The following is a 17,231-nucleotide window of genomic DNA, read 5'->3' as shown; positions in this document are numbered from 1 at the left end:
CTCCGGGTTCACGGCCAGAACCCGTCGTCGCGAGCGACGACCGCGTCGGATGCCGTGCGCAGGAGCTCGGCCAGGTGGTCGTGCAGATCCTCGGCCGGGACGGCCTCGATGAGGGCCCTGCGCATGGCATGGTCGTGGTTCGCGGCGGCGGCCAGCAGGTACCCGACCCATCGGGCGGTCGGCGGCCTCTGGCCGGCGTCGGCAGCGATGGCGAAGCCGCAGGTGTTGGGCACCTCCCGGACCCCCTCGCGGGCGGGCGCGGCGGGCGGCTGGTCGGCCAGGACGGCCTCGGTCCAGACCGTGACGAGCTGTTCGACCGCGACGGGTCCGCGGCGGACCGCGCGTGCGGTCAGGTCGCGGCCGGCGTCATCGTCGCCGTAGGTGGCGGCCGTCAGCGCGCGCCCGGCCAGCAGCCCGGCGTACCAGCGGACGGCGCGGTCGGCCAGTCTGCGCCGGATCATCACACTCCCGTCGACCGGGCCCGCGGCCCTCTCCGAAAGACCGCACCGGGGGTACGGCGCCCGAGTCGCCGGATGGGCGGCGGCGCCCCGTCCTCGCAGCCCGTGATCCACGACCATGCTCAATCGCACTCCGTCCGGATGAGGGCGGTCGACCGCGCTGCGACGAACGCGCTGAAGATTTCGCGGGCCTCTCGGTTCACAGGACCTCCTCGGTGGCGTCACCTCCTCAGACACGGCAGAGGCCCGGAACTATGCCGCCGCCGATGATTGCCTTCGGTGCTTCACCGGCCCGTGTGACCGGGGTCCGGCCGGCGCACCCGGTGCGCCGGTCCGCTTGTTTTCCCAGCTTGTCGGCCTGCGGCGGGCGGCCCGGGATGCTTTCACGGTCTCTTCGAGAATTATTAAAGTTTCTTTATGGATACTGCCAGTAGCGTCCCACGGCATTGCGGCGCACCGAAATCCGGTGGCCGCGGAACGACCGTTGGGAGTGTTCTTCATGCGCAGGTCCGTCGCCTACCCCCTCGCCGCCGTGGCGGCCGTCGCGGCGCCGGTGCTCGTCGCCGCACCCGCGTCGGCGCACGGCTACGTCTCCGCACCCCCGAGCCGGCAGGCGCTCTGCGCGACGGGGGCCGTCCCCGACTGCGGCCCCATCCAGTTCGAACCGCAGAGCGTCGAGGGCCCGAAGGGGCTGAAGAGCTGCGACGGCGGCCTCAGCCAGTTCTCGGTGCTCTCCGACGAGAGCCGCGACTGGCCGGCCACGTCGGTCGGCACCAGCGTCCCGTTCCGGTGGGTGTTCACCGCCCGGCACCGGACGTCCAACTGGGAGTACTTCGTGGACGGCACGAAGGTCGCCACGGTCGACGGCGGGAACCAGCAGCCGGACGCGGTCGTGACCCACAACATCGACCTCAGCAAGTTCAAGGGCCGGCACACCGTCCTCGCGGTGTGGAACATCGGGGACACGCCGAACGCGTTCTACAGCTGCATCGACCTGAACATCGGCGGCGGGGGCGGCGGCGGTTCGCAGCCCGCGCCCACCGGCGAGCCGACCCGGGCCCCCGCCCCGACGACGCAGCCCACCACCCCGGCGCCGGCGAGCAGCAGCCGCCCGCCGGCGCCGACCGGGGAGCCCGCGTCCGGCGGAACGTGGAAGGCGGGCGAGACGTACAAGACGGGCAACGTGGTGACCTTCAACGGCGCCCGGTTCCGCTGCCGGCAGGGGCACACGGCGCTCCCCGGCTGGGAGCCGTCGCAGTTCACGCTGGCCCTGTGGCTGCCGCTGTGAGCGCCCGGCGCCGCGCGATCCTGCTGGTCGTGCTCGCCGCCGCCCTTCCGCTGACCGCCTGCGACGGCGACCCGGCGGAGACGAAGGCGGCGAGCGCCGCGTCCAAGGCCCCGTCCTCCGGGTACAACGACCAGGACGTGATCTTCCTGCAGATGATGGTCGCGCATCACGAGCAGGGGCTGGAGATGGTGCGGCTGGCCGCCGACCGCGCCGAGCGCGAGCAGGTGCGGACGCTGGCGTCCGCCGTCGACGCGACCCAGACCGAAGAGCTGAAGCTCATGAAGTCCTGGCTCGCCAAGTGGTCGAAGCCGACCACGTCGGAGGCGGCGGAGAACGCGCACCTGCACCACGGCGCCGCGCCCGCCACCGGCGCCAAGGAGATCGGCGCGCTGCGGAAGGCGAAGGGCGCCGGCTTCGAGCCCGCCTTCCTCAACCTGTTCATCGGGCACCAGGGCAGCGCGGTCGAGATGGCGCGGACGGAGCAGAGCAAGGGCGCCAGCTCCGACGCCAAGGCGTTCGCCGGCCGGGTCGTCGAGTCCCGGACGGCGGAGATCCGGCAGATGCTGCGCCTGCTCAACAGCTGACGGGCGGCGGCCCGTCCACCGGCCGCACCGGCCGGTGGACGGGCCGCCGGCGTCACACCTCCAGGTTCTCCTCGATGTCGCGGAGGCGGTGCCGGGGCGGACCGGTTACGCCGTGAGCGTGCAGGCGTTCCGTACAGTACGTACAGACTGCATAGTTCTGCCCATGAGGATGCTGATGCTGGGCGGGACGGAGTTCGTGGGACGGGCCATCACCGAGGACGCCCTTGCGCGCGGCTGGGATGTGACCGTCTTCCACAGGGGACGCCATGCGGCGCCCGAAGGCGTCGAGTCGCGGCACGGCGACCGCACCGCCGAGGACGGTCTCAAGGCGCTCCGCGACGGGGAGTGGGACGCGGTCGTCGACACCTGGTCGGCCGCGCCGTCCGCCGTGCGGGACACCGCTCGGCTGCTGCGCGGGCGCGCCGGGCGGTACGTCTACATTTCGAGCCGCTCCGTGTACCGGTTCCCCTCGCCGCCCGGGCTCGGCGAAGAGGCCGACGTGGTGGACGGCTCTCCAGACGACGGCGACGTCGACTACGCGGCCGCGAAGCGCGGTGGCGAGCTGGCGGCGCTCGACGCGTTCGGGGGCGGGGCGCTGCTGGTGCGGGCGGGCCTGATCCTTGGCCCGTACGAGAACATCGGACGCCTGCCCTGGTGGCTCACGCGGATCGCCCGAGGCGGCGCCGTTCTGGCGCCCGGTCCCCGCGATCTCGGCATCCAGTACATCGATGTCCGCGACCTCGCCGCTTGGACGCTGGACGCGGCCGAACGCGGCCTCAACGGCCCTTACAACCTGGTCAGCCCGCCCGAGCACACGACGATGGAGGAGCTGCTGCGAGCCTGCATACGGGTGACGGGGGCGAACGCCGACCTCGTGTGGACGGCCCCCGAAACGATCCTCGAAGCGGGCATCCAGCCGTGGACGGACCTTCCGGTCTGGCTTCCACCGGGCGAGGCCCACGACACCATGCACCGCAGCAACGTCACCAAGGCTCTCGAAGCGGGGCTGCGTTGCAGGCCCGTCCAGGACACGGTCGCGGACACCTGGGAGTGGCTCCAGTCGATAGGCGGCCAGGCACCGCAACGCCCCGACCGCCCCACGGTGGGGCTGGACGCCGGCAAGGAGGCCGAACTCCTGCGCTCATTCCCCACCGAATGAAAGAAAAAGAATTCGGCCATGAGCCACTAATAAATCCCGCTAGGCGATACGCGATGCCGCACGCGGGAAGCGGGCGCGCATCGCGACGATGCAGCTGTCGCGGGAGGTGGGGCCGTTGAACCGGAGGCGGTCATAGGCCGTGAACGCGGGCTCCCACGCGTCGAGTTCGTCGATCAGAGCGTGCAGGCGCTCGGTCCATTCCGCCGAACCGGCATCCGGCTCGTCGGGCGCGGCGCTGATCGCGCCCGTCAGGTAATCCTTGCGCTGTATATTGGCCGGGGTGACCGAGTGCAGGCACACATACTGGCCGCTGATGTACGAATTCCACTCCTCCCTTCCCGCGGCCCGGTCGGCCCAGTGAGCGGTGAACCAGGCTTCGAGGCGGTCCACGCCGCCCGCTTCCTCGGCGAGTGCGAACAGATCGGCCGGCACCATTTCCGCTCCATCGGAGCGCAGGTATCCCGGAAGCGGCAGACGCCGCTCCAGCATCAACCGGCGAACCTCGTCGGCATCACGGCCATGAGCGGCGCACAGATCCTCCAGAACGACGAATTGCGCGCTGACGTACGCGTCGTCTTCACCGGTCATCGGATGGTCCCCGTTGACTTCGCGGAACCGCGCGGCAATCTGCTGTTTCAGATCCGTCTCCGCCATGAGCATCCCTTCATCGTCGCCCGCACGGGATCTGCCGAGCGCCGTTCCCCGGACGTTAGCAGCCATATATTTCGCCCCTCGCCGAACTATCCGGGAGCGTGCGGCCGCATCGACCCGGGCTCCGGATCGAAGCTGTCCATTCTCAGGGTGAGAAGCGGGCATGCCGAGGGCGGCCGGACGGTGCCCCGGGCGCGGGTGACGCGCCCGGCACCGGCCTTCGCGGCGTGCGCCGCCCCGAGGCCGGCCCGGCCGGGTAGACGCGGCGGGGTCCGGTCCGCTAGAGACGGTCTATGAGCGCATTGGTACTCGGGCCCCATCTCCGGCATGTGAGTCACCACACCGCGACGATCTGGGTGGAGACCGAGCGGCCCTGCGAGGTGCGGGTCGTCAACGAGGAGCACGGCGTCGACGCGTCCGCCCGGACGTTCACCGCGCACGGCCACCACTACGCGCTCGTGGAGATCGAGGGGCTCGCGCCCGGTTCGCGCATCCCGTACCAGGTGCTGACCGACGGCGAGGCCGTGTGGCCGGAGGACGACGGCTTCCCGCCGTCCCAGATCAGGACGCTCGGCGACGACGGGAACCTGCGCATCTCGTTCGGGTCGTGCCGCCGTTCGCCCGGCACCGTGGAGCAGTTCGGGTACGACGCGCTGTCCGCGTTCGCGGAGCGGCTGCGCACCGGCGGCGACGCGGTCGCCTGGCCCGACGTCCTCCTCATGGTCGGCGACCAGGTGTACGCGGACGAGCTGAGCGACGAGATGCGCGCGTTCATCGGCGGGCGGCGCGGCCCGGACGAGCCGCCCGCCGACGAGGCCGCCGACTTCGAGGACTACACGCACCTCTACCAGCTGGCCTGGCACGGCGACCCGGCGGTCCGCTGGCTGCTGTCGACCGTCCCCACCTTCACGATCTTCGACGACCACGACATCCGGGACGACTGGAACACCTCCTACGCGTGGCGGCGGGAGATGTGGGCCCAGCCGTGGTGGAGGGACCGCATCACCGGCGGCATCGGCTCCTACTGGATCTACCAGCACCTCGGGAACATGTCGCCGCAGGAGCGCGCGGCCGACCCCCTGTTCGAGGCGCTGCGCAAGGCGTCGGACGCGACGGGCGACGCCGGCGCCGTCCTGGACGAGTTCGCGGAGAAGGCCGACAAGGACCCTGCCAGTACGCGTTGGAGCTATGCCCACGACTGGGGCGGCACCCGCCTGATCGTCGTCGACAGCCGCTGCTCCAGGCTGCTCACCGGGGGCCGCCGCGGCATGCTCGACGACGAGGAGTTCGAGTGGCTGGACGGCCAGTGCCAGGGCGGCATGGACCACCTGCTCATCGCCAGCTCCCTCCCCTACCTGCTCCCGATGGCGATCCACCACGCGGAGTCGTGGAACGAGGCCGTCGCCGAGGGCGCCTGGGGCAGGCGGGGCGCGGCCCTGGGGGAGAAGATCCGCCAGGCCGCCGACCTGGAGCACTGGGCCGCGTTCGAGCGGTCGTTCCGGGACGTCGCGGCCGACGTCGTCGCCGTCGGGCGCGGCGAGCGCGGCCCCGCGCCGGCGAGCATCTCGTTCCTGTCCGGCGACATCCACTACTCCTACCTGGCGCGGGTCACCGAGCCCGGCACGCGGTCGAAGGTGTCGCAGATCGTCTGCTCGCCGCTGCGGAACCCGCTGCAGGGCAGGTTCAGGTGGGCGAACCGCATCGCGTACTCGCGGGCGTCGGGCGGCCCGTTCCGGCTGCTGGCGAAGCTCGCGAAGGTGCCCGCGCCGCCCATCCGGTGGCGCATGACCGACGGCCCCTGGTTCCACAACGCGATCGCGACCGTCGAATTGTCGGGCCGCGACTGCGACGTGCGCTGGGAAACTCCGCACGACGGCGGCACGCTCACCGAGATGGGCCGCGCCCGTATCACATGACGCCCGGCCATGGCCCGGCACGAGGAAAGGAAAACACGTCCAAAAAAACTTAACGGTCGGTGGTCAAGCCACCACAACGAGCAAGAAAGTGAAAGGTTTCGAGAATCCCGCGGCTCCCGGACCTGAGCCCGCGACCTGCTTCTTCCCGTAAAGATCATGCCGAAGCGCCGGGCCGGGCCGAAACGGCTGGTAGCGTCCCGCGCGGCTGCCCAATTCGTTGTTACCGAGCAGTCGCCAACGGGCGGTCCGTCATGAAAGAGTGGCGAATCGCCGTATCGACCTACTGGGCTGCAGGGCTTCACTACGCTATAGGCGCCCGGGGTCGCTACATCGAGTGGGCACGCTGTGAGCTCCCGTGTTGAGGAAGGACGGTGCCGCATGGATCGCTGCGCGCTGTTCGTAGACGCCGGCTATCTGCTGGCGGACGGCGCCATGGCTGTGCACGGCACGCGCCACCGTGAGACGGTCTCGTGGGACTTCGGCGGGCTGCTGCAACTCCTGGGCAACCTCGCGCGGGAGCGCACCGGCCTGCCCCTGATGCGCTGCTACTGGTACGAGGCGACGATCGAGGGCCGCCGCTCGCCGGAGCACGACGCGCTCGCCGACCTGCCCGGGCTCAAGCTGCGGCTCGGCCGCGTCCGCCCCGGCCGCCGCGAGGGCGTCGACACCGAGATCCACCGCGACCTGATGACCCTGGCCCGCAACGGCGCGCTCGCCGACGCCGTCCTGGTCAGCGGCGACGAGGACCTCGCCCAGATCGTCGCCGACGCGCAGGACCTCGGCGTCCGCGTCACCGTCGTGCACGTCGCCGTCGACGGCAACTGGACGATCTCCCGGGTGCTGCGCCAGGAGTGCGACGACCTCATCGAGATCGGGGCCGGCCACCTGCGCCCCTACGTCAACCTGCTCGCCGGCGTCGACGGGGCCTCGTCCGGGTCCTCGCTGTCCGGCTCCTCGTACGGGACGAGCCCGCTGTCCAACGGGCACGGCGGCGCCAACGGGCACGGCGGCTCGCTCGGCCCCCTGCAGACGGCCTCGCAGAACGGGCCGCCGCCCGCGTCCCCGGTCAGCGGGCCGCCGGCGCCGTCCGGCTCGCCCGTCCGCGACCTCGGCCCGGCGATGACCGGCGGGCTGAACAGCGGCTCCTCCGGCGGCAACACCGGCCCGATGCCCGCGCCCGGCGGATCCGGCGGCCTCCCCGGATCGTCCTACAGCACGGGCGGCCAGCAGGCCCCGCTCCAGACCGCCACGACCTCCGGCCCTTCGCCGCTGCCGCAGCCGTCGCCCGCCCCGGCGCCCTCCGCGCCGCCGATGCCGGCGCCGCCGAGCCCCGGCCCGCAGTACAGCTCGTCGCCCGTCCCGGCGCCGTCGCCCCCGCCGCCCCCGCAGACGATGCCGGCGCAGCAGCAGGGCGGGCAGCACGGCCCCTACACCGGCCCGCAGCAGATGTCCCCCGTCCCGGCGCAGAACACCCCGACGCTCGCGGACGCGGTCAAGGCCGCCCACCAGGAGGGCCAGGACTTCGGCGAGTCCGTCGCCCGGGACGCGCCCGCGCTGTGGCTGGAGGCCGTCCTCGCCCGCAAGCCGCGCATGCCGTCCGACCTGGAGGCGCGGCTGCTGCAGGGCTCCTCCCTGCCGATCGACTTCCTCCTGCACGACGAGGTGCGGCACGCGCTGCGCCGCGGTTTCTGGGACGCGCTAGAACGTTCCCGCAGGTGAGCTGACAGGTACGCGGCGGTATTCGACGATCATCGTTGATTCGCCCGCTTCGGCCGCACGCCGCCGGGTAGCGTGGAAGCGTGACGCATGTGACGGAAGACGATCTCGACGACCTGGAGTTCGACACCCTGCGCACCGGCGATCACATCTCGGCGGCCCGCCGGCTGTCCGAGCTGGCCGAGTCGGTCTCCGGTGGGGTGTCACGCGCCAACGTCCTGCTGCGCGCCGGCGAGCAGTGGCAGCACGCCGGCGACCACGAGCGCGCCGCCGAGCTGTACCGCAAGGCCATCGAGGACGGCGGCGAGACCTACGGCGACCCCCGCGCCTACCTCGCCGACGCGCTGTTCGAGCTGGGCCGCGCCGACGAGGCCCGCACGCTCCTCGACCAGATCCGCGCCGACAGCCCGCGCGACCCCGAGGTGTACCGGGCCGTCGCCGAGGTGCTGTACGCCCAGGGCGACGCGACCGGCGCCCACGAGTGGGCCACGAGCGGCGCCGACGTCGTCCTCGCCCTCCGCGACCGCGCCGTCGGCACCGGCATGGGCGGCGGCCCCGACGAGGCCCCGGCCTCCGGCGACGCCGACTCCCTCACCCCGGGCCCGGACGACGTCGCCATCGCCGAGGACAGCCTGGAGGCGCTCCTGCGGCTGCGCTACCGGGCCCGCGTCGACCTCGGCCGCGGCGAGGACGACTACGACGCCCTCCTGGACGACCTTCTCAAGAACGCCTGAGTCAGAGCCCGGCGATCAGCTCGCTGAGGGATTGGGCGACGGACGCCGGAGGCTCGTGCTCGATCACCTGCCAGCCGCGCAGACGCGCCTCTCTGCCCGCTTCCTCGTGCGCCCGGTCCGAATGGGTACGGAGGTAGCCGCAGGGCGCCTCGGGCCAATCTGGGGCCGTGGGGAGGGCATCCTGCGGGGACTCGTGGTCATGCGCGCCCCGCCGCGGCAGGTCCGCGTCCACGAACACGAATCCGGCGATGGGCCGGTGGGCCGCGCGCTGCGCGAGGGCGATGCCCGGCAGGAGGGGGCCGGCGGCGCCGTGCGCGACGAGGACGAGCGGCACCGCCGGATCGGTCGCGGTGATGATCAGCGAGACGCGCGCGATGTAGCGGGGGCCGGTCGCGTCCGGGACGTCCGGCGCCACCACGTCCAGACCGTACGAGCGGAGCATCTCGGGCATATCGCCCCAGGAGGACGCCTTGGCCTCCGGGGCGTGCAGCAGGACGACGGTTCCGGGTGTCACGCGCCGAACCTACACGGCGGTCCGCGGGCGCGTGAGCGGGGTCAATAGGCTCTGAGCGTGAGCGATCGCGACGAGCTGCTGCAACTGATCAAGGACAAGGCCGTGGTGCACGGCGACTTCGTGCTGTCGTCGGGCAGGCGCGCGTCCTGGTACGTGGACCTGCGCCGGGTCACGCTGGACGGGGCCGCGGCGCCGCTGGTGGGACGGGTCATGCTGGACGAGACCGCCGACCTCGACTACGAGGCGGTCGGCGGGCTCACCCTGGGCGCCGACCCGGTCGCGACCGCGATGCTGCACGCGGCCGCCGCGCGCGGGCGGAGGCTGGACGCGTTCGTCGTCCGCAAGGCGGGCAAGGCGCACGGGCTGCAGCGCCGCATCGAGGGGCCGGACGTCGCCGGGCGGCGCGTCCTCGCGGTCGAGGACACCTCCACCACGGGCGGGTCCGTCCTGACGGCGGTGGAGGCGCTGCGGGAGGCGGGCGCGGAGGTCGTGGCGGTCGCGACGATCCTGGAGCGGGGCGCGGCCGGACGCATCGCGGAGGAGGGCCTCGCGTACCGCCACCCCTTCGACGTGGCGGATCTCGGGCTCTAGCTCTTGGCCTTCACGAACCACTGCCCGCGCTGGCCCGCGGGCTTCTGCGGCTGCACCTCGCCGTAGATGACGACCTTCAGGGAGCCGCCGTTGGTGGCGACGACCTGGAGGGGCGCCTGGTCGTACTTGAGCGTCACCCCGGTCTGGAGCGTGCCGTTGGTGAGCACCTCGCCGCGGGTGTCGGCGACGCGGACGACCACGTTCGTCGGCTGGCCGGTCACGCTGATCACCAGCGGCACGTCGGCCGCCGGCGTCGTCTTCTCCTTGCTGCTCGGGGACGTCTTGCCGCCGCCGTCGGACGGTGAGGCGACGGATGGTCCTGCCTGGTCGGGTTCGCCCGTTACCGCGTTGAACAGAGCCATGCCGCCCACCACGAGGAGGGCCAAGGCGGCCACCACGGCCAGTGCCGCGATCAGAATGCGCGCGAGACCCCTAGGGTCCGACCGATGACGTCCCACATGGGGAGGTTAGCGATAAGTGTCACCGCTGAGCGACGGACGTGACTCTTCGGGACCATTCTTATTCGGACCCTGGTCCGCTTTACGCCCCTTGAGCACCTCCCGGATGATCGGAATCACCGACAGGATCAGGATCACCGCGACCCCCGGCAGGATGTACCGCTCGATGTCCGGCACCTCGGAACCGAGGAAGTGGCCGAGCAGGAACAGGGCGTCCGTCCAGGCGATGCCGCCGATGGCGTTCCAGACGAAGAACCGCTTCGCGTCCATGCCCAGCATCCCGGCGAGCGGGTTCAGGAACGTCCGGACGATCGGGATGAACCGGGCCAGCACCACGGCCTTCGCCGGGCCGAACCGGTTGAAGTAGTACTCGGCCTTCTCGACCCACTCCTGCTTGAAGATGCGCGAGTCGGGCCGGTCGAACAGCTTGCGGCCGTACCTGGCGCCGAGCCAGTGGCCGAGCTGCGCGCCGGCGACCGCCGCGACCGGGCCCCCGACGAGCAGCCAGGGCAGCGACAGGGGCTGGAACTCCTGCCCGTTGACGGTCGAGACCGCCGTGAGGATCCCCGCCGTGAAGAGCAGCGAGTCGCCCGGGAGGATGCAGCCGAACAGCAGTCCGGTCTCCGCGAAGATGATGGCGAGCACGCCGATCGTCGCGAACGTACCGAAGAGCTGCAGCCATGCGGTCGGGTGCAGCCACTCGGTGATGCTTAGGGGAAGGGTCGTGAGATCCACACGGCGAGCGTACCTTTCATCGCACTCCGGGAAGGCGGGATACTGAGGGTGGACGGCATGCCCGACCCGGAGACCATGTGACCTGGGCGCTCACCTGGGTACACGGACGTCCGGGTGCCACCGCCCGGCTCCAGCTGCCCGGCGGCACCGCTGCGTATGAAAGGACGCTGACAATGCCCATCGCAACGCCCGAGGTCTACGCGGAGATGCTCGACCGTGCGAAGCAGGACGGCTTCGCCTTCCCCGCGATCAACGTGACGTCCAGCCAGACGCTGAACGCCGCGCTGCGCGGCTTCGCGGAGGCCGAGAGCGACGGGATCGTGCAGGTGTCCACCGGCGGAGCCGAGTACCTGTCCGGTTCCACCGTGAAGGACATGGTCACCGGGGCGACCGCGCTCGCCGAGTACGCCCGGGTGGTGGCCGACAAGTACCCGGTGAACATCGCCCTGCACACCGACCACTGCCCGAAGGACAAGCTCGACGGCTTCATGCGTCCGCTGATCAAGATCTCCCAGGAGCGGGTGGCGCGCGGCGAGGAGCCGCTGTTCCAGTCGCACATGTGGGACGGGTCCGCCGTCGAGCTGCACGAGAACCTGCGGATCGCCGCCGAGCTGCTCGACCAGTGCGCCAAGGCCCGGATCATCATGGAGATGGAGATCGGCGTCGTCGGCGGCGAGGAGGACGGCGTCGCCAACGAGATCAACGAGAAGCTGTACACGACGCCCGGCGACGCGATCGCGACCGCCGAGGCCGTCGGCGTGGGCGAGAAGGGCCGCTACATCCTCGCCGCGACGTTCGGCAACGTGCACGGCGTCTACAAGCCGGGCTCGGTCAAGCTGCGCCCCGAGGTGCTCAAGGAGATCCAGGACGCGGTCGGCGCCAAGTTCGGCAAGGAGAAGCCGTTCGACCTCGTGTTCCACGGCGGCTCCGGCTCGTCGCTGGAGGAGATCCGCGAGGCCGTCTCCTACGGCGTCGTCAAGATGAACATCGACACCGACACGCAGTACGCGTTCACCCGCCCGGTCGCGGACCACATGTTCCGCAACTACGACGGCGTCCTGAAGGTGGACGGCGAGGTCGGCAACAAGAAGCAGTACGACCCGCGCTCGTGGGGCAAGGCGGCCGAGGCCGCGATGGCCGCCCGCGTCGTCGAGGCGGCGGAGCACCTCCAGTCCGCCGGCAAGAAGCTGAAGTAAAGAACCCGCAACAGCGGCCCCAGGGATGCCCCTGGGGCCGCGTTGTTTGACGAAACTCGGGTAGTGTCCGGCGTGTGGCACTGCCCCGTACGTACGAGTCACAGAACTGCTCGGTCGCCCGCTCGCTCGAAGTCGTCGGCGACCGCTGGACGATGCTGGTCATCCGGAGCGCCTTCCAGGGCGTGCGGCGCTTCGACGACTTCCAGGACGTCCTCGGCGTGGCGCGCAACGTCCTCACCGACCGGCTGAACCGGCTGTGCGACGAGGGCATCATGCGCCGCGTCCCGTACCAGGAGCGCCCGGCGCGCTTCGAGTACCGCCTCACCCGCAAGGGCGTCGAGCTGTGGCCGGCGGTGATGACCCTGCTGATGTGGGGCGACCGCCACTACGCGCCCGACGGCCCGCCGCTGATCATCGGCCACCGCGGCTGCGACGGCCGGCTGACGCCGGACTTCACCTGCGACTCCTGCGGCGCGCGCCTCGGCCCGTCCGACGTGGCCCCGCGCCCCGGCCCGGCCGCCTGACCCAATGGGTTGCTTCAAGCAACTTTATGCGGTCCAATAAGTTGCATGAAGCAACTCGATGTGCGCGGCGCGGCCCACATTGACGACGTGCGGATCCGCCCGTACGGGATCACCGACGGCCCCCGCGTCCGCCGGATGTCCGAGCGGCTCTCGGCCGCCAGCCTCTACACGCGCTTCTTCTCGGGGACGCCCCGCATCCCCGACCACTATGTGGGCCTGCTCGACCGCCTCGACCACTGGGACCGCGACGCCCTGGTCGGCCTGGACGGCGACGAGATCGCCGGCATCGCCGAGTACATCCGCGCCCCCGCGCGGCCCTGGCGGGCGGACGTGGCCGTCCTCGTCACCGACCCGTGGCAGCACCAGGGCCTGGGCAGCACCCTCGTCGGCTACCTGGCGCAACTCGCGGCAAGGCGCGGCATCACCGAGTTCGACGCCGACGTCATCCTCACGAACCGGCAGGGGCTCCAGTTCGTCCACCGCGGCTGGCCGTCCGCCCGCGCCACCCCGGACGGAGGCGCGGCCCACTTCACCCTCCCGCTGCCGATCTCCTCCCCGGCCGGAACCTGAAGGCGCCCTCGCCGCCGGGCAGGCCGAGCCGGGCTTCGAGATGCACGGTCGGCAGAAGCGCCGGATGCGTTCCGCGGCGACCCGGGCGTTACTGGCCAGTAGCGGCCGCCGGACAAGGCCGGAGACGGCACAAAGGATCTTGAAATCGGGGGAAGTCGATCTTTACAGTGCTACCGGCTGGAACGGTCCCAAGCGCCGCGACCGGCGCACCAGAAAGGCACCCCACCCCATGAAACCCTCCCCCGTGCTCGGCTGCGGCCGCTGCTCCGGTCCGCCCGCCTGCTGTCCGCCCTCGCGCTGGCCGTCCCGGCCCTCCTCGCCGTCGGCGCCGCGCCCGCGGCCGCGGCCCCCGGCGAGAACGCGCCCGTCGAGTTCGACTTCGGCGACTGCCCCGACCAGCTGCCCGTCGGCGCCGACCCCGCCGACTGGCAGTGCGCGATCATCGTCCTCGGCAGCGGCACCATAAAGCTCGGCTCGATGACGCAGGAGATCACCGAGCCGATCTCGATCACCATGCAGAGCGGCTACGACCACGAGACCAACGAGCCCATCAACATCTTCGTGAGCATGCGGTCCAAGGCGATGACCGTGCCGGACGGCGCGCTCGGCATCCCGGGGACCGGGTCATTGCCGCTGCTCGGCCTCAAGGTCAAGACCAAGTACGTCGGCGACTTCAGGCTCTACACCACCGACCAGGGCCAGTACGCCTCCACGATCGACATGAGGATCAAGCTCAAGAACGATCTGCTCGGCGATGACTGCTACATCGGCACCAAGAAGGCGCCGGTCTCGCTCAACCTCATCGGCGACGACAGTTCGGTCGAGTGGTTCGACAACGCCATCGCCATGAAGATGAACGACACGGCGTTCTCCGTGCCCGCCAGCAGCTGCGGGCTCTTCGGCTGGCTCGTCGACTTCCGGGCCGGGCTGCCGTCGGCGTCCGGGAACAACGCCGCGAACTTCCAGATGTACCTGACGAGCAAGAGCTACACCGAGCTGTTCCCGGCCATGCGCACCCGGGCCACGATGTCCGGTTCGACGGCGCCGAAGCTGACCGACCGGGTCGCTTCCCTGTTCGGATCCGCCAAGTAGCACCCGCCCGTGCGCGGGCGCATCCCGGTCCCGGGGCGTGCCCGCGCACGGGTCCGGCGGGGCGGGACCCAGGTTGAGCCGCGCCCGCCCGGCCTGCTTACGATGACCCGCATGACCCAGAACCTGCTCGGCGGCCCTCCTCCGACCGAACTGCCGGACAACATCGAAGCCCGGACGGCCTTGGAGAACGGCGTCGACCCGTTCGAAGTCGCCGCACGCCACCCGGACTACCCGGCCGCGTGGGCCGAGCTGGCCGACCGTGCCTTCGCCAACGGCTCCGTCATCGACTCCTACGCGTTCGCCCGCACCGGCTACCACCGCGGCCTTGACCAGCTCCGCCGGGCCGGCTGGAAGGGCCACGGACCCGTCCCCTGGGAGCACGAGGCCAACCGCGGCTTCCTGCGCGCCCTGCACGCCCTCGGCCGCGCCGCCGCCGCCATCGGCGAGGAGGACGAGGCCGAGCGCTGCAAGACGTTCCTGCGCGACAGCAGCCCCACGGCCGCCGACGTCCTCAACGGCTCCTGATCGAGCGCGCCCCACCTGACCAGCGAGGCGGATCGGGCTCCGGTTTCCTTGGCGCCGAGGTGCGGGTACGCTTTGATCGCAAGAGGCCCCTTCGCGCTTGCGGCGACCGGGGCCTTCGTCGTGGGAAGGGAAAGTGGCATGCCTGCCATCGTTCTTGTCGGTGCCCAGTGGGGAGATGAGGGCAAGGGCAAGGCAACAGACCTGCTCGGCGGGGACGTCGACTACGTCGTCCGCTACCAGGGCGGCAACAACGCCGGCCACACGGTGGTCATCGGCGACAAGAGCTACGCGCTGCACCTGCTGCCGTCCGGGGTCCTGTCGCCCGGCGTCGTCCCGGTCATCGGCAACGGCGTGGTGATCGACCCGGCCGTGCTGCTGCAGGAGATCGACGGGCTGCGGGAGCGGGGGATCTCCTGCGAGCGCCTGCTGATCTCGGCGAACGCGCACCTGATCATGCCGCACCACCGGGCCCTCGACAAGGTCACCGAGCGGTACCTCGGCAAGGCCCGGATCGGCACGACCGGGCGCGGCATCGGCCCGGCCTACGCCGACAAGATCAACCGGATGGGCATCCGCGTCCAGGACCTGTTCGACCCGAACATCCTGACCCAGAAGCTCGACCTGTCGCTGCGCGAGAAGAACCAGGTGCTGACGAAGGTCTACAACCGGCGCCGCATCGAGACGGGGCCGATCGTCCAGGAGTACCTGGGCTACGGGGAGCGGCTGAAGCCGTTCGTCGCCGACACCACGCTCGTCCTCAACAAGGCGCTGGACGACGGCAAGGTCGTCCTGCTGGAGGGCGCCCAGGGCACGCTGCTGGACATCGACCACGGCACCTACCCGTTCGTGACGTCGTCCAGCCCGACCGCCGGCGGCGCGTGCTCGGGCTCCGGCGTCGGCCCGACGAAGATCACCCGCGTGATCGGCATCCTGAAGGCGTACACGACCCGCGTGGGCTCTGGACCGTTCCCCACCGAGCTGCTGGACGAGCAGGGCGAGTACCTGCGCAAGACCGGCGGCGAGTACGGCGTCACCACGGGCCGCGACCGCCGCTGCGGCTGGTTCGACGCCGTCATCGCCCGCTACTCGACCCGCGTCAACGGCATCACCGACTACTTCCTCACCAAGCTGGACGTCCTGTCCGGCCTGGAGCGGGTCCCGGTGTGCGTCGCCTACGACGTGGACGGCACGCGCATGGACGAGCTCCCCACGACCCAGACCGACTTCCACCACGCCAAGCCGATCCTGGAGTACCTGGACGGCTGGCAGGAGGACATCAGCGGCGCCAAGAAGTTCGAGGACCTCCCCCCGAACGCGCAGGCGTACGTCCGGGCCCTGGAGGAGATGTCCGGCGCCCAGATCTCCGCGATCGGCGTCGGCCCCGGCCGCGACCAGACACTTTCCCTACGGTCTCTTGTCTGACGTTCTTCACCGCGCGTCCGGTCACGGACGGTAACGTGCGTGCGGTGATCTCAACCGTCGAGGTGCACGGACACCGGGGGGCACGCGGCCTCCGTCCGGAGAACACCCTGCCCGGCTTCTCCCACGCCCTCGACCTGGGCGTCGACGCCGTAGAGCTGGACGTGGGCCTGTCGTCCGACGGCACGGTCGTCCTGAACCACGACCAGACCCTCCTGCCGAGGAACCTCACCGACACGGGCCCCGCCCAGCCCGACGACCCGGCCTTCCCCTACGTGGGCAAGCCGATCCGCGAACTGACCCTCGCCCAACTCCGCACGGTCGACGCAGGCGCCGGCGCAGGCATCCCCACCCTCGCCGAGGCGTGCACCCTTCTAGCCTCGACAGAAGTGGCGCTCTCCGTAGAACTCAAGACCGACCCCGAGTGGACGGACGAGGAGGTGGCCCTCTTCACCGCCGCCGTAGCGGACGTCCTGAGGTCGCACGGCGTCACAGGCCGCGCCCGCCTCCTGGCCTTCGACTGGCGCGTCTTGACCGAGGCCGCCGACCACTACCCGGACCTCGGCCGCGTGGCGCTCATAGAGCGCAAGACCCTGGTAGCGGACACCGCCTGGCTCGCGGGCCTCTCCCCGGCCGACCCCGTGGCCGCCGCCCTGGCCATCGGCGCGACGGCCCTCTCCCCGGAACACGCCATAACCACACCCGACCTCGTGGACGCGGCCCACGCCCTGGCCCTCCCGGTCATCGTCTGGACGGTCAACGACTACGAGGACATGACCCGCTTCATCAAGTACGGCGTGGACGCGATAGTCACCGACTACCCCGACCGCCTCCAATCCATCCTGGCGGCAACCCCAACGCCCTAACAAAGAACAACGACCACGAGCACAGGCACAACAGACCGCAACAAAGTCGCGAGGATCGCCTGCGTTACCGACGGGAATTCCAGCGGGTCGCCCCCTGGACCAACACAGCCCCTCTTGGACGAGCACGATTCACACGCTCTTGGACCAGACCCGAGCCGAAGCACCGACCGAAGCGACAGGCACGGGCAGGCACGCGGAGGGCGCTCTGCGCCCGGAGCGGGCATGCCCGGCGACG

General features: G+C 71.1%; 19 protein-coding genes. 14 read left to right on the top strand and 5 right to left on the bottom strand.

Features of this window, described 5'->3' with window-relative positions; all coding sequences use genetic code 11:
• Positions 1-8 precede the first annotated feature (8 nt).
• A complete protein-coding gene (locus ACIWVC_RS06575) occupies positions 9-461 on the bottom strand; it encodes a hypothetical protein (RefSeq protein ID WP_396448429.1) in 453 nt (150 codons plus the stop codon).
• Positions 462-957: 496 nt separating this feature from the next.
• On the opposite strand from ACIWVC_RS06575, the gene ACIWVC_RS06570 reads away from it, so the two are divergent.
• The 3 genes from ACIWVC_RS06570 to ACIWVC_RS06560 all read left to right on the top strand — a co-directional run bounded on the left by ACIWVC_RS06570 (position 958) and on the right by ACIWVC_RS06560 (position 3,489).
• Positions 958-1,746 carry a lytic polysaccharide monooxygenase gene (locus tag ACIWVC_RS06570; RefSeq protein ID WP_396448430.1) on the top strand — a complete coding sequence of 263 codons (789 nt, stop codon included), beginning with the start codon at positions 958-960 and terminating at the stop codon, positions 1,744-1,746.
• A complete protein-coding gene (locus ACIWVC_RS06565) occupies positions 1,731-2,330 on the top strand; it encodes a DUF305 domain-containing protein (protein WP_396448431.1) in 600 nt (199 codons plus the stop codon). Before ACIWVC_RS06570 ends, ACIWVC_RS06565 begins: the two co-directional genes overlap by 16 nt.
• Positions 2,331-2,493: 163 nt before the next feature.
• On the top strand, positions 2,494-3,489 hold the full coding sequence (locus ACIWVC_RS06560) for an NAD-dependent epimerase/dehydratase family protein (RefSeq protein ID WP_396448432.1): 996 nt from the start codon (positions 2,494-2,496) through the stop codon (positions 3,487-3,489).
• A gap of 39 nt (positions 3,490-3,528) precedes the next feature.
• Here ACIWVC_RS06560 and ACIWVC_RS06555 read toward each other — a convergent pair whose 3' ends face one another.
• Positions 3,529-4,143 carry a DUF6058 family natural product biosynthesis protein gene (locus ACIWVC_RS06555; RefSeq protein ID WP_396448433.1) on the bottom strand — a complete coding sequence of 205 codons (615 nt, stop codon included), beginning with the start codon at positions 4,141-4,143 and terminating at the stop codon, positions 3,529-3,531.
• 290 nt (positions 4,144-4,433) lie between these two features.
• On the opposite strand from ACIWVC_RS06555, the gene ACIWVC_RS06550 reads away from it, so the two are divergent.
• The 3 genes from ACIWVC_RS06550 to ACIWVC_RS06540 all read left to right on the top strand — a co-directional run bounded on the left by ACIWVC_RS06550 (position 4,434) and on the right by ACIWVC_RS06540 (position 8,506).
• On the top strand, positions 4,434-6,056 hold the full coding sequence (locus tag ACIWVC_RS06550) for an alkaline phosphatase D family protein (RefSeq protein ID WP_396448434.1): 1,623 nt from the start codon (positions 4,434-4,436) through the stop codon (positions 6,054-6,056).
• Between the two features lie 378 nt (positions 6,057-6,434).
• Positions 6,435-7,775, top strand: a complete 1,341-nt coding sequence (locus ACIWVC_RS06545) for an NYN domain-containing protein (RefSeq protein ID WP_396448435.1) — start codon at positions 6,435-6,437, stop codon at positions 7,773-7,775.
• Between the two features lie 80 nt (positions 7,776-7,855).
• The gene (locus ACIWVC_RS06540; protein ID WP_396448436.1) at positions 7,856-8,506 is read left to right on the top strand and encodes a tol-pal system YbgF family protein; all 651 of its coding nucleotides are present in this window, start codon (positions 7,856-7,858) and stop codon (positions 8,504-8,506) included.
• Between the two features lies 1 nt (position 8,507).
• Here the strand turns inward: ACIWVC_RS06540 and ACIWVC_RS06535 are convergent, their stop codons facing one another.
• Positions 8,508-9,020: a hypothetical protein gene (locus ACIWVC_RS06535; protein WP_396448437.1), complete on the bottom strand. Its 513-nt coding sequence runs from the start codon at positions 9,018-9,020 to the stop codon at positions 8,508-8,510.
• A gap of 57 nt (positions 9,021-9,077) precedes the next feature.
• Between ACIWVC_RS06535 and pyrE the strand changes: the two genes are divergently transcribed.
• Complete coding sequence (gene pyrE / locus ACIWVC_RS06530) at positions 9,078-9,611, top strand: orotate phosphoribosyltransferase (RefSeq protein WP_396448438.1); 534 nt, start codon at positions 9,078-9,080, stop codon at positions 9,609-9,611.
• Here pyrE and ACIWVC_RS06525 read toward each other — a convergent pair.
• Both ACIWVC_RS06525 and ACIWVC_RS06520 read right to left on the bottom strand, forming a co-directional pair.
• Entirely contained in the window at positions 9,608-9,973 is a 366-nt protein-coding gene (locus ACIWVC_RS06525) for a hypothetical protein (RefSeq protein WP_396448439.1), read from the bottom strand. The genes pyrE and ACIWVC_RS06525 overlap by 4 nt on opposite strands.
• A 105-nt stretch (positions 9,974-10,078) precedes the next feature.
• Positions 10,079-10,804, bottom strand: a complete 726-nt coding sequence (locus ACIWVC_RS06520; RefSeq protein ID WP_396448440.1) for a DedA family protein — start codon at positions 10,802-10,804, stop codon at positions 10,079-10,081.
• A 173-nt stretch (positions 10,805-10,977) separates the two neighbouring features.
• On the opposite strand from ACIWVC_RS06520, the gene fbaA reads away from it, so the two are divergent.
• The 7 genes from fbaA to ACIWVC_RS06485 all read left to right on the top strand — a co-directional run bounded on the left by fbaA (position 10,978) and on the right by ACIWVC_RS06485 (position 16,996).
• Positions 10,978-12,000 (top strand): class II fructose-bisphosphate aldolase, encoded by a 1,023-nt coding sequence (gene fbaA / locus ACIWVC_RS06515; RefSeq protein WP_396448441.1) that lies wholly within the window; start codon positions 10,978-10,980, stop codon positions 11,998-12,000.
• Positions 12,001-12,074: 74 nt separating this feature from the next.
• Positions 12,075-12,524, top strand: coding sequence for a winged helix-turn-helix transcriptional regulator (locus tag ACIWVC_RS06510; RefSeq protein ID WP_396448443.1), 450 nt, complete (start codon positions 12,075-12,077; stop codon positions 12,522-12,524).
• 45 nt (positions 12,525-12,569) lie between these two features.
• A complete protein-coding gene (locus ACIWVC_RS06505) occupies positions 12,570-13,094 on the top strand; it encodes a GNAT family N-acetyltransferase (protein ID WP_396448444.1) in 525 nt (174 codons plus the stop codon).
• A gap of 477 nt (positions 13,095-13,571) precedes the next feature.
• On the top strand, positions 13,572-14,186 hold the full coding sequence (locus ACIWVC_RS06500) for a hypothetical protein (RefSeq protein WP_396448445.1): 615 nt from the start codon (positions 13,572-13,574) through the stop codon (positions 14,184-14,186).
• A 102-nt stretch (positions 14,187-14,288) separates the two neighbouring features.
• Positions 14,289-14,711: a DUF3151 domain-containing protein gene (locus ACIWVC_RS06495; protein WP_396448446.1), complete on the top strand. Its 423-nt coding sequence runs from the start codon at positions 14,289-14,291 to the stop codon at positions 14,709-14,711.
• Between the two features lie 138 nt (positions 14,712-14,849).
• Positions 14,850-16,133, top strand: coding sequence for an adenylosuccinate synthase (locus tag ACIWVC_RS06490; RefSeq protein WP_396448447.1), 1,284 nt, complete (start codon positions 14,850-14,852; stop codon positions 16,131-16,133).
• Positions 16,134-16,177: 44 nt separating this feature from the next.
• The gene (locus ACIWVC_RS06485; RefSeq protein ID WP_396453913.1) at positions 16,178-16,996 is read left to right on the top strand and encodes a glycerophosphodiester phosphodiesterase family protein; all 819 of its coding nucleotides are present in this window, start codon (positions 16,178-16,180) and stop codon (positions 16,994-16,996) included.
• Positions 16,997-17,231: the final 235 nt, after the last annotated feature.

The organism is Actinomadura sp. (assembly GCF_044508335.1).
GTDB lineage: Bacteria > Actinomycetota > Actinomycetes > Streptosporangiales > Streptosporangiaceae > Spirillospora.
The sequence above is the reverse complement of the archived record's forward strand: the minus strand, read 5'-3'. Positions and strand labels throughout refer to the sequence as shown.

What these genes read in the sequence shown, in the direction of transcription:
- ACIWVC_RS06555 (WP_396448433.1), bottom strand. Translation starts at nt 4,143, where the DNA reads ATGGCGGAGACGGATCTGAAACAGCAGATTGCCGCGCGGTTCCGCGAA.
- ACIWVC_RS06545 (WP_396448435.1), top strand. Translation starts at nt 6,435, where the DNA reads ATGGATCGCTGCGCGCTGTTCGTAGACGCCGGCTATCTGCTGGCGGAC.
- ACIWVC_RS06570 (WP_396448430.1), top strand. Translation starts at nt 958, where the DNA reads ATGCGCAGGTCCGTCGCCTACCCCCTCGCCGCCGTGGCGGCCGTCGCG.
- ACIWVC_RS06550 (WP_396448434.1), top strand. Translation starts at nt 4,434, where the DNA reads ATGAGCGCATTGGTACTCGGGCCCCATCTCCGGCATGTGAGTCACCAC.
- ACIWVC_RS06495 (WP_396448446.1), top strand. Translation starts at nt 14,289, where the DNA reads ATGACCCGCATGACCCAGAACCTGCTCGGCGGCCCTCCTCCGACCGAA.
- fbaA (WP_396448441.1), top strand. Translation starts at nt 10,978, where the DNA reads ATGCCCATCGCAACGCCCGAGGTCTACGCGGAGATGCTCGACCGTGCG.
- ACIWVC_RS06490 (WP_396448447.1), top strand. Translation starts at nt 14,850, where the DNA reads ATGCCTGCCATCGTTCTTGTCGGTGCCCAGTGGGGAGATGAGGGCAAG.
- ACIWVC_RS06525 (WP_396448439.1), bottom strand. Translation starts at nt 9,973, where the DNA reads ATGGCTCTGTTCAACGCGGTAACGGGCGAACCCGACCAGGCAGGACCA.
- ACIWVC_RS06560 (WP_396448432.1), top strand. Translation starts at nt 2,494, where the DNA reads ATGAGGATGCTGATGCTGGGCGGGACGGAGTTCGTGGGACGGGCCATC.
- ACIWVC_RS06575 (WP_396448429.1), bottom strand. Translation starts at nt 461, where the DNA reads ATGATCCGGCGCAGACTGGCCGACCGCGCCGTCCGCTGGTACGCCGGG.
- ACIWVC_RS06500 (WP_396448445.1), top strand. Translation starts at nt 13,572, where the DNA reads ATGACGCAGGAGATCACCGAGCCGATCTCGATCACCATGCAGAGCGGC.
- ACIWVC_RS06505 (WP_396448444.1), top strand. Translation starts at nt 12,570, where the DNA reads ATGAAGCAACTCGATGTGCGCGGCGCGGCCCACATTGACGACGTGCGG.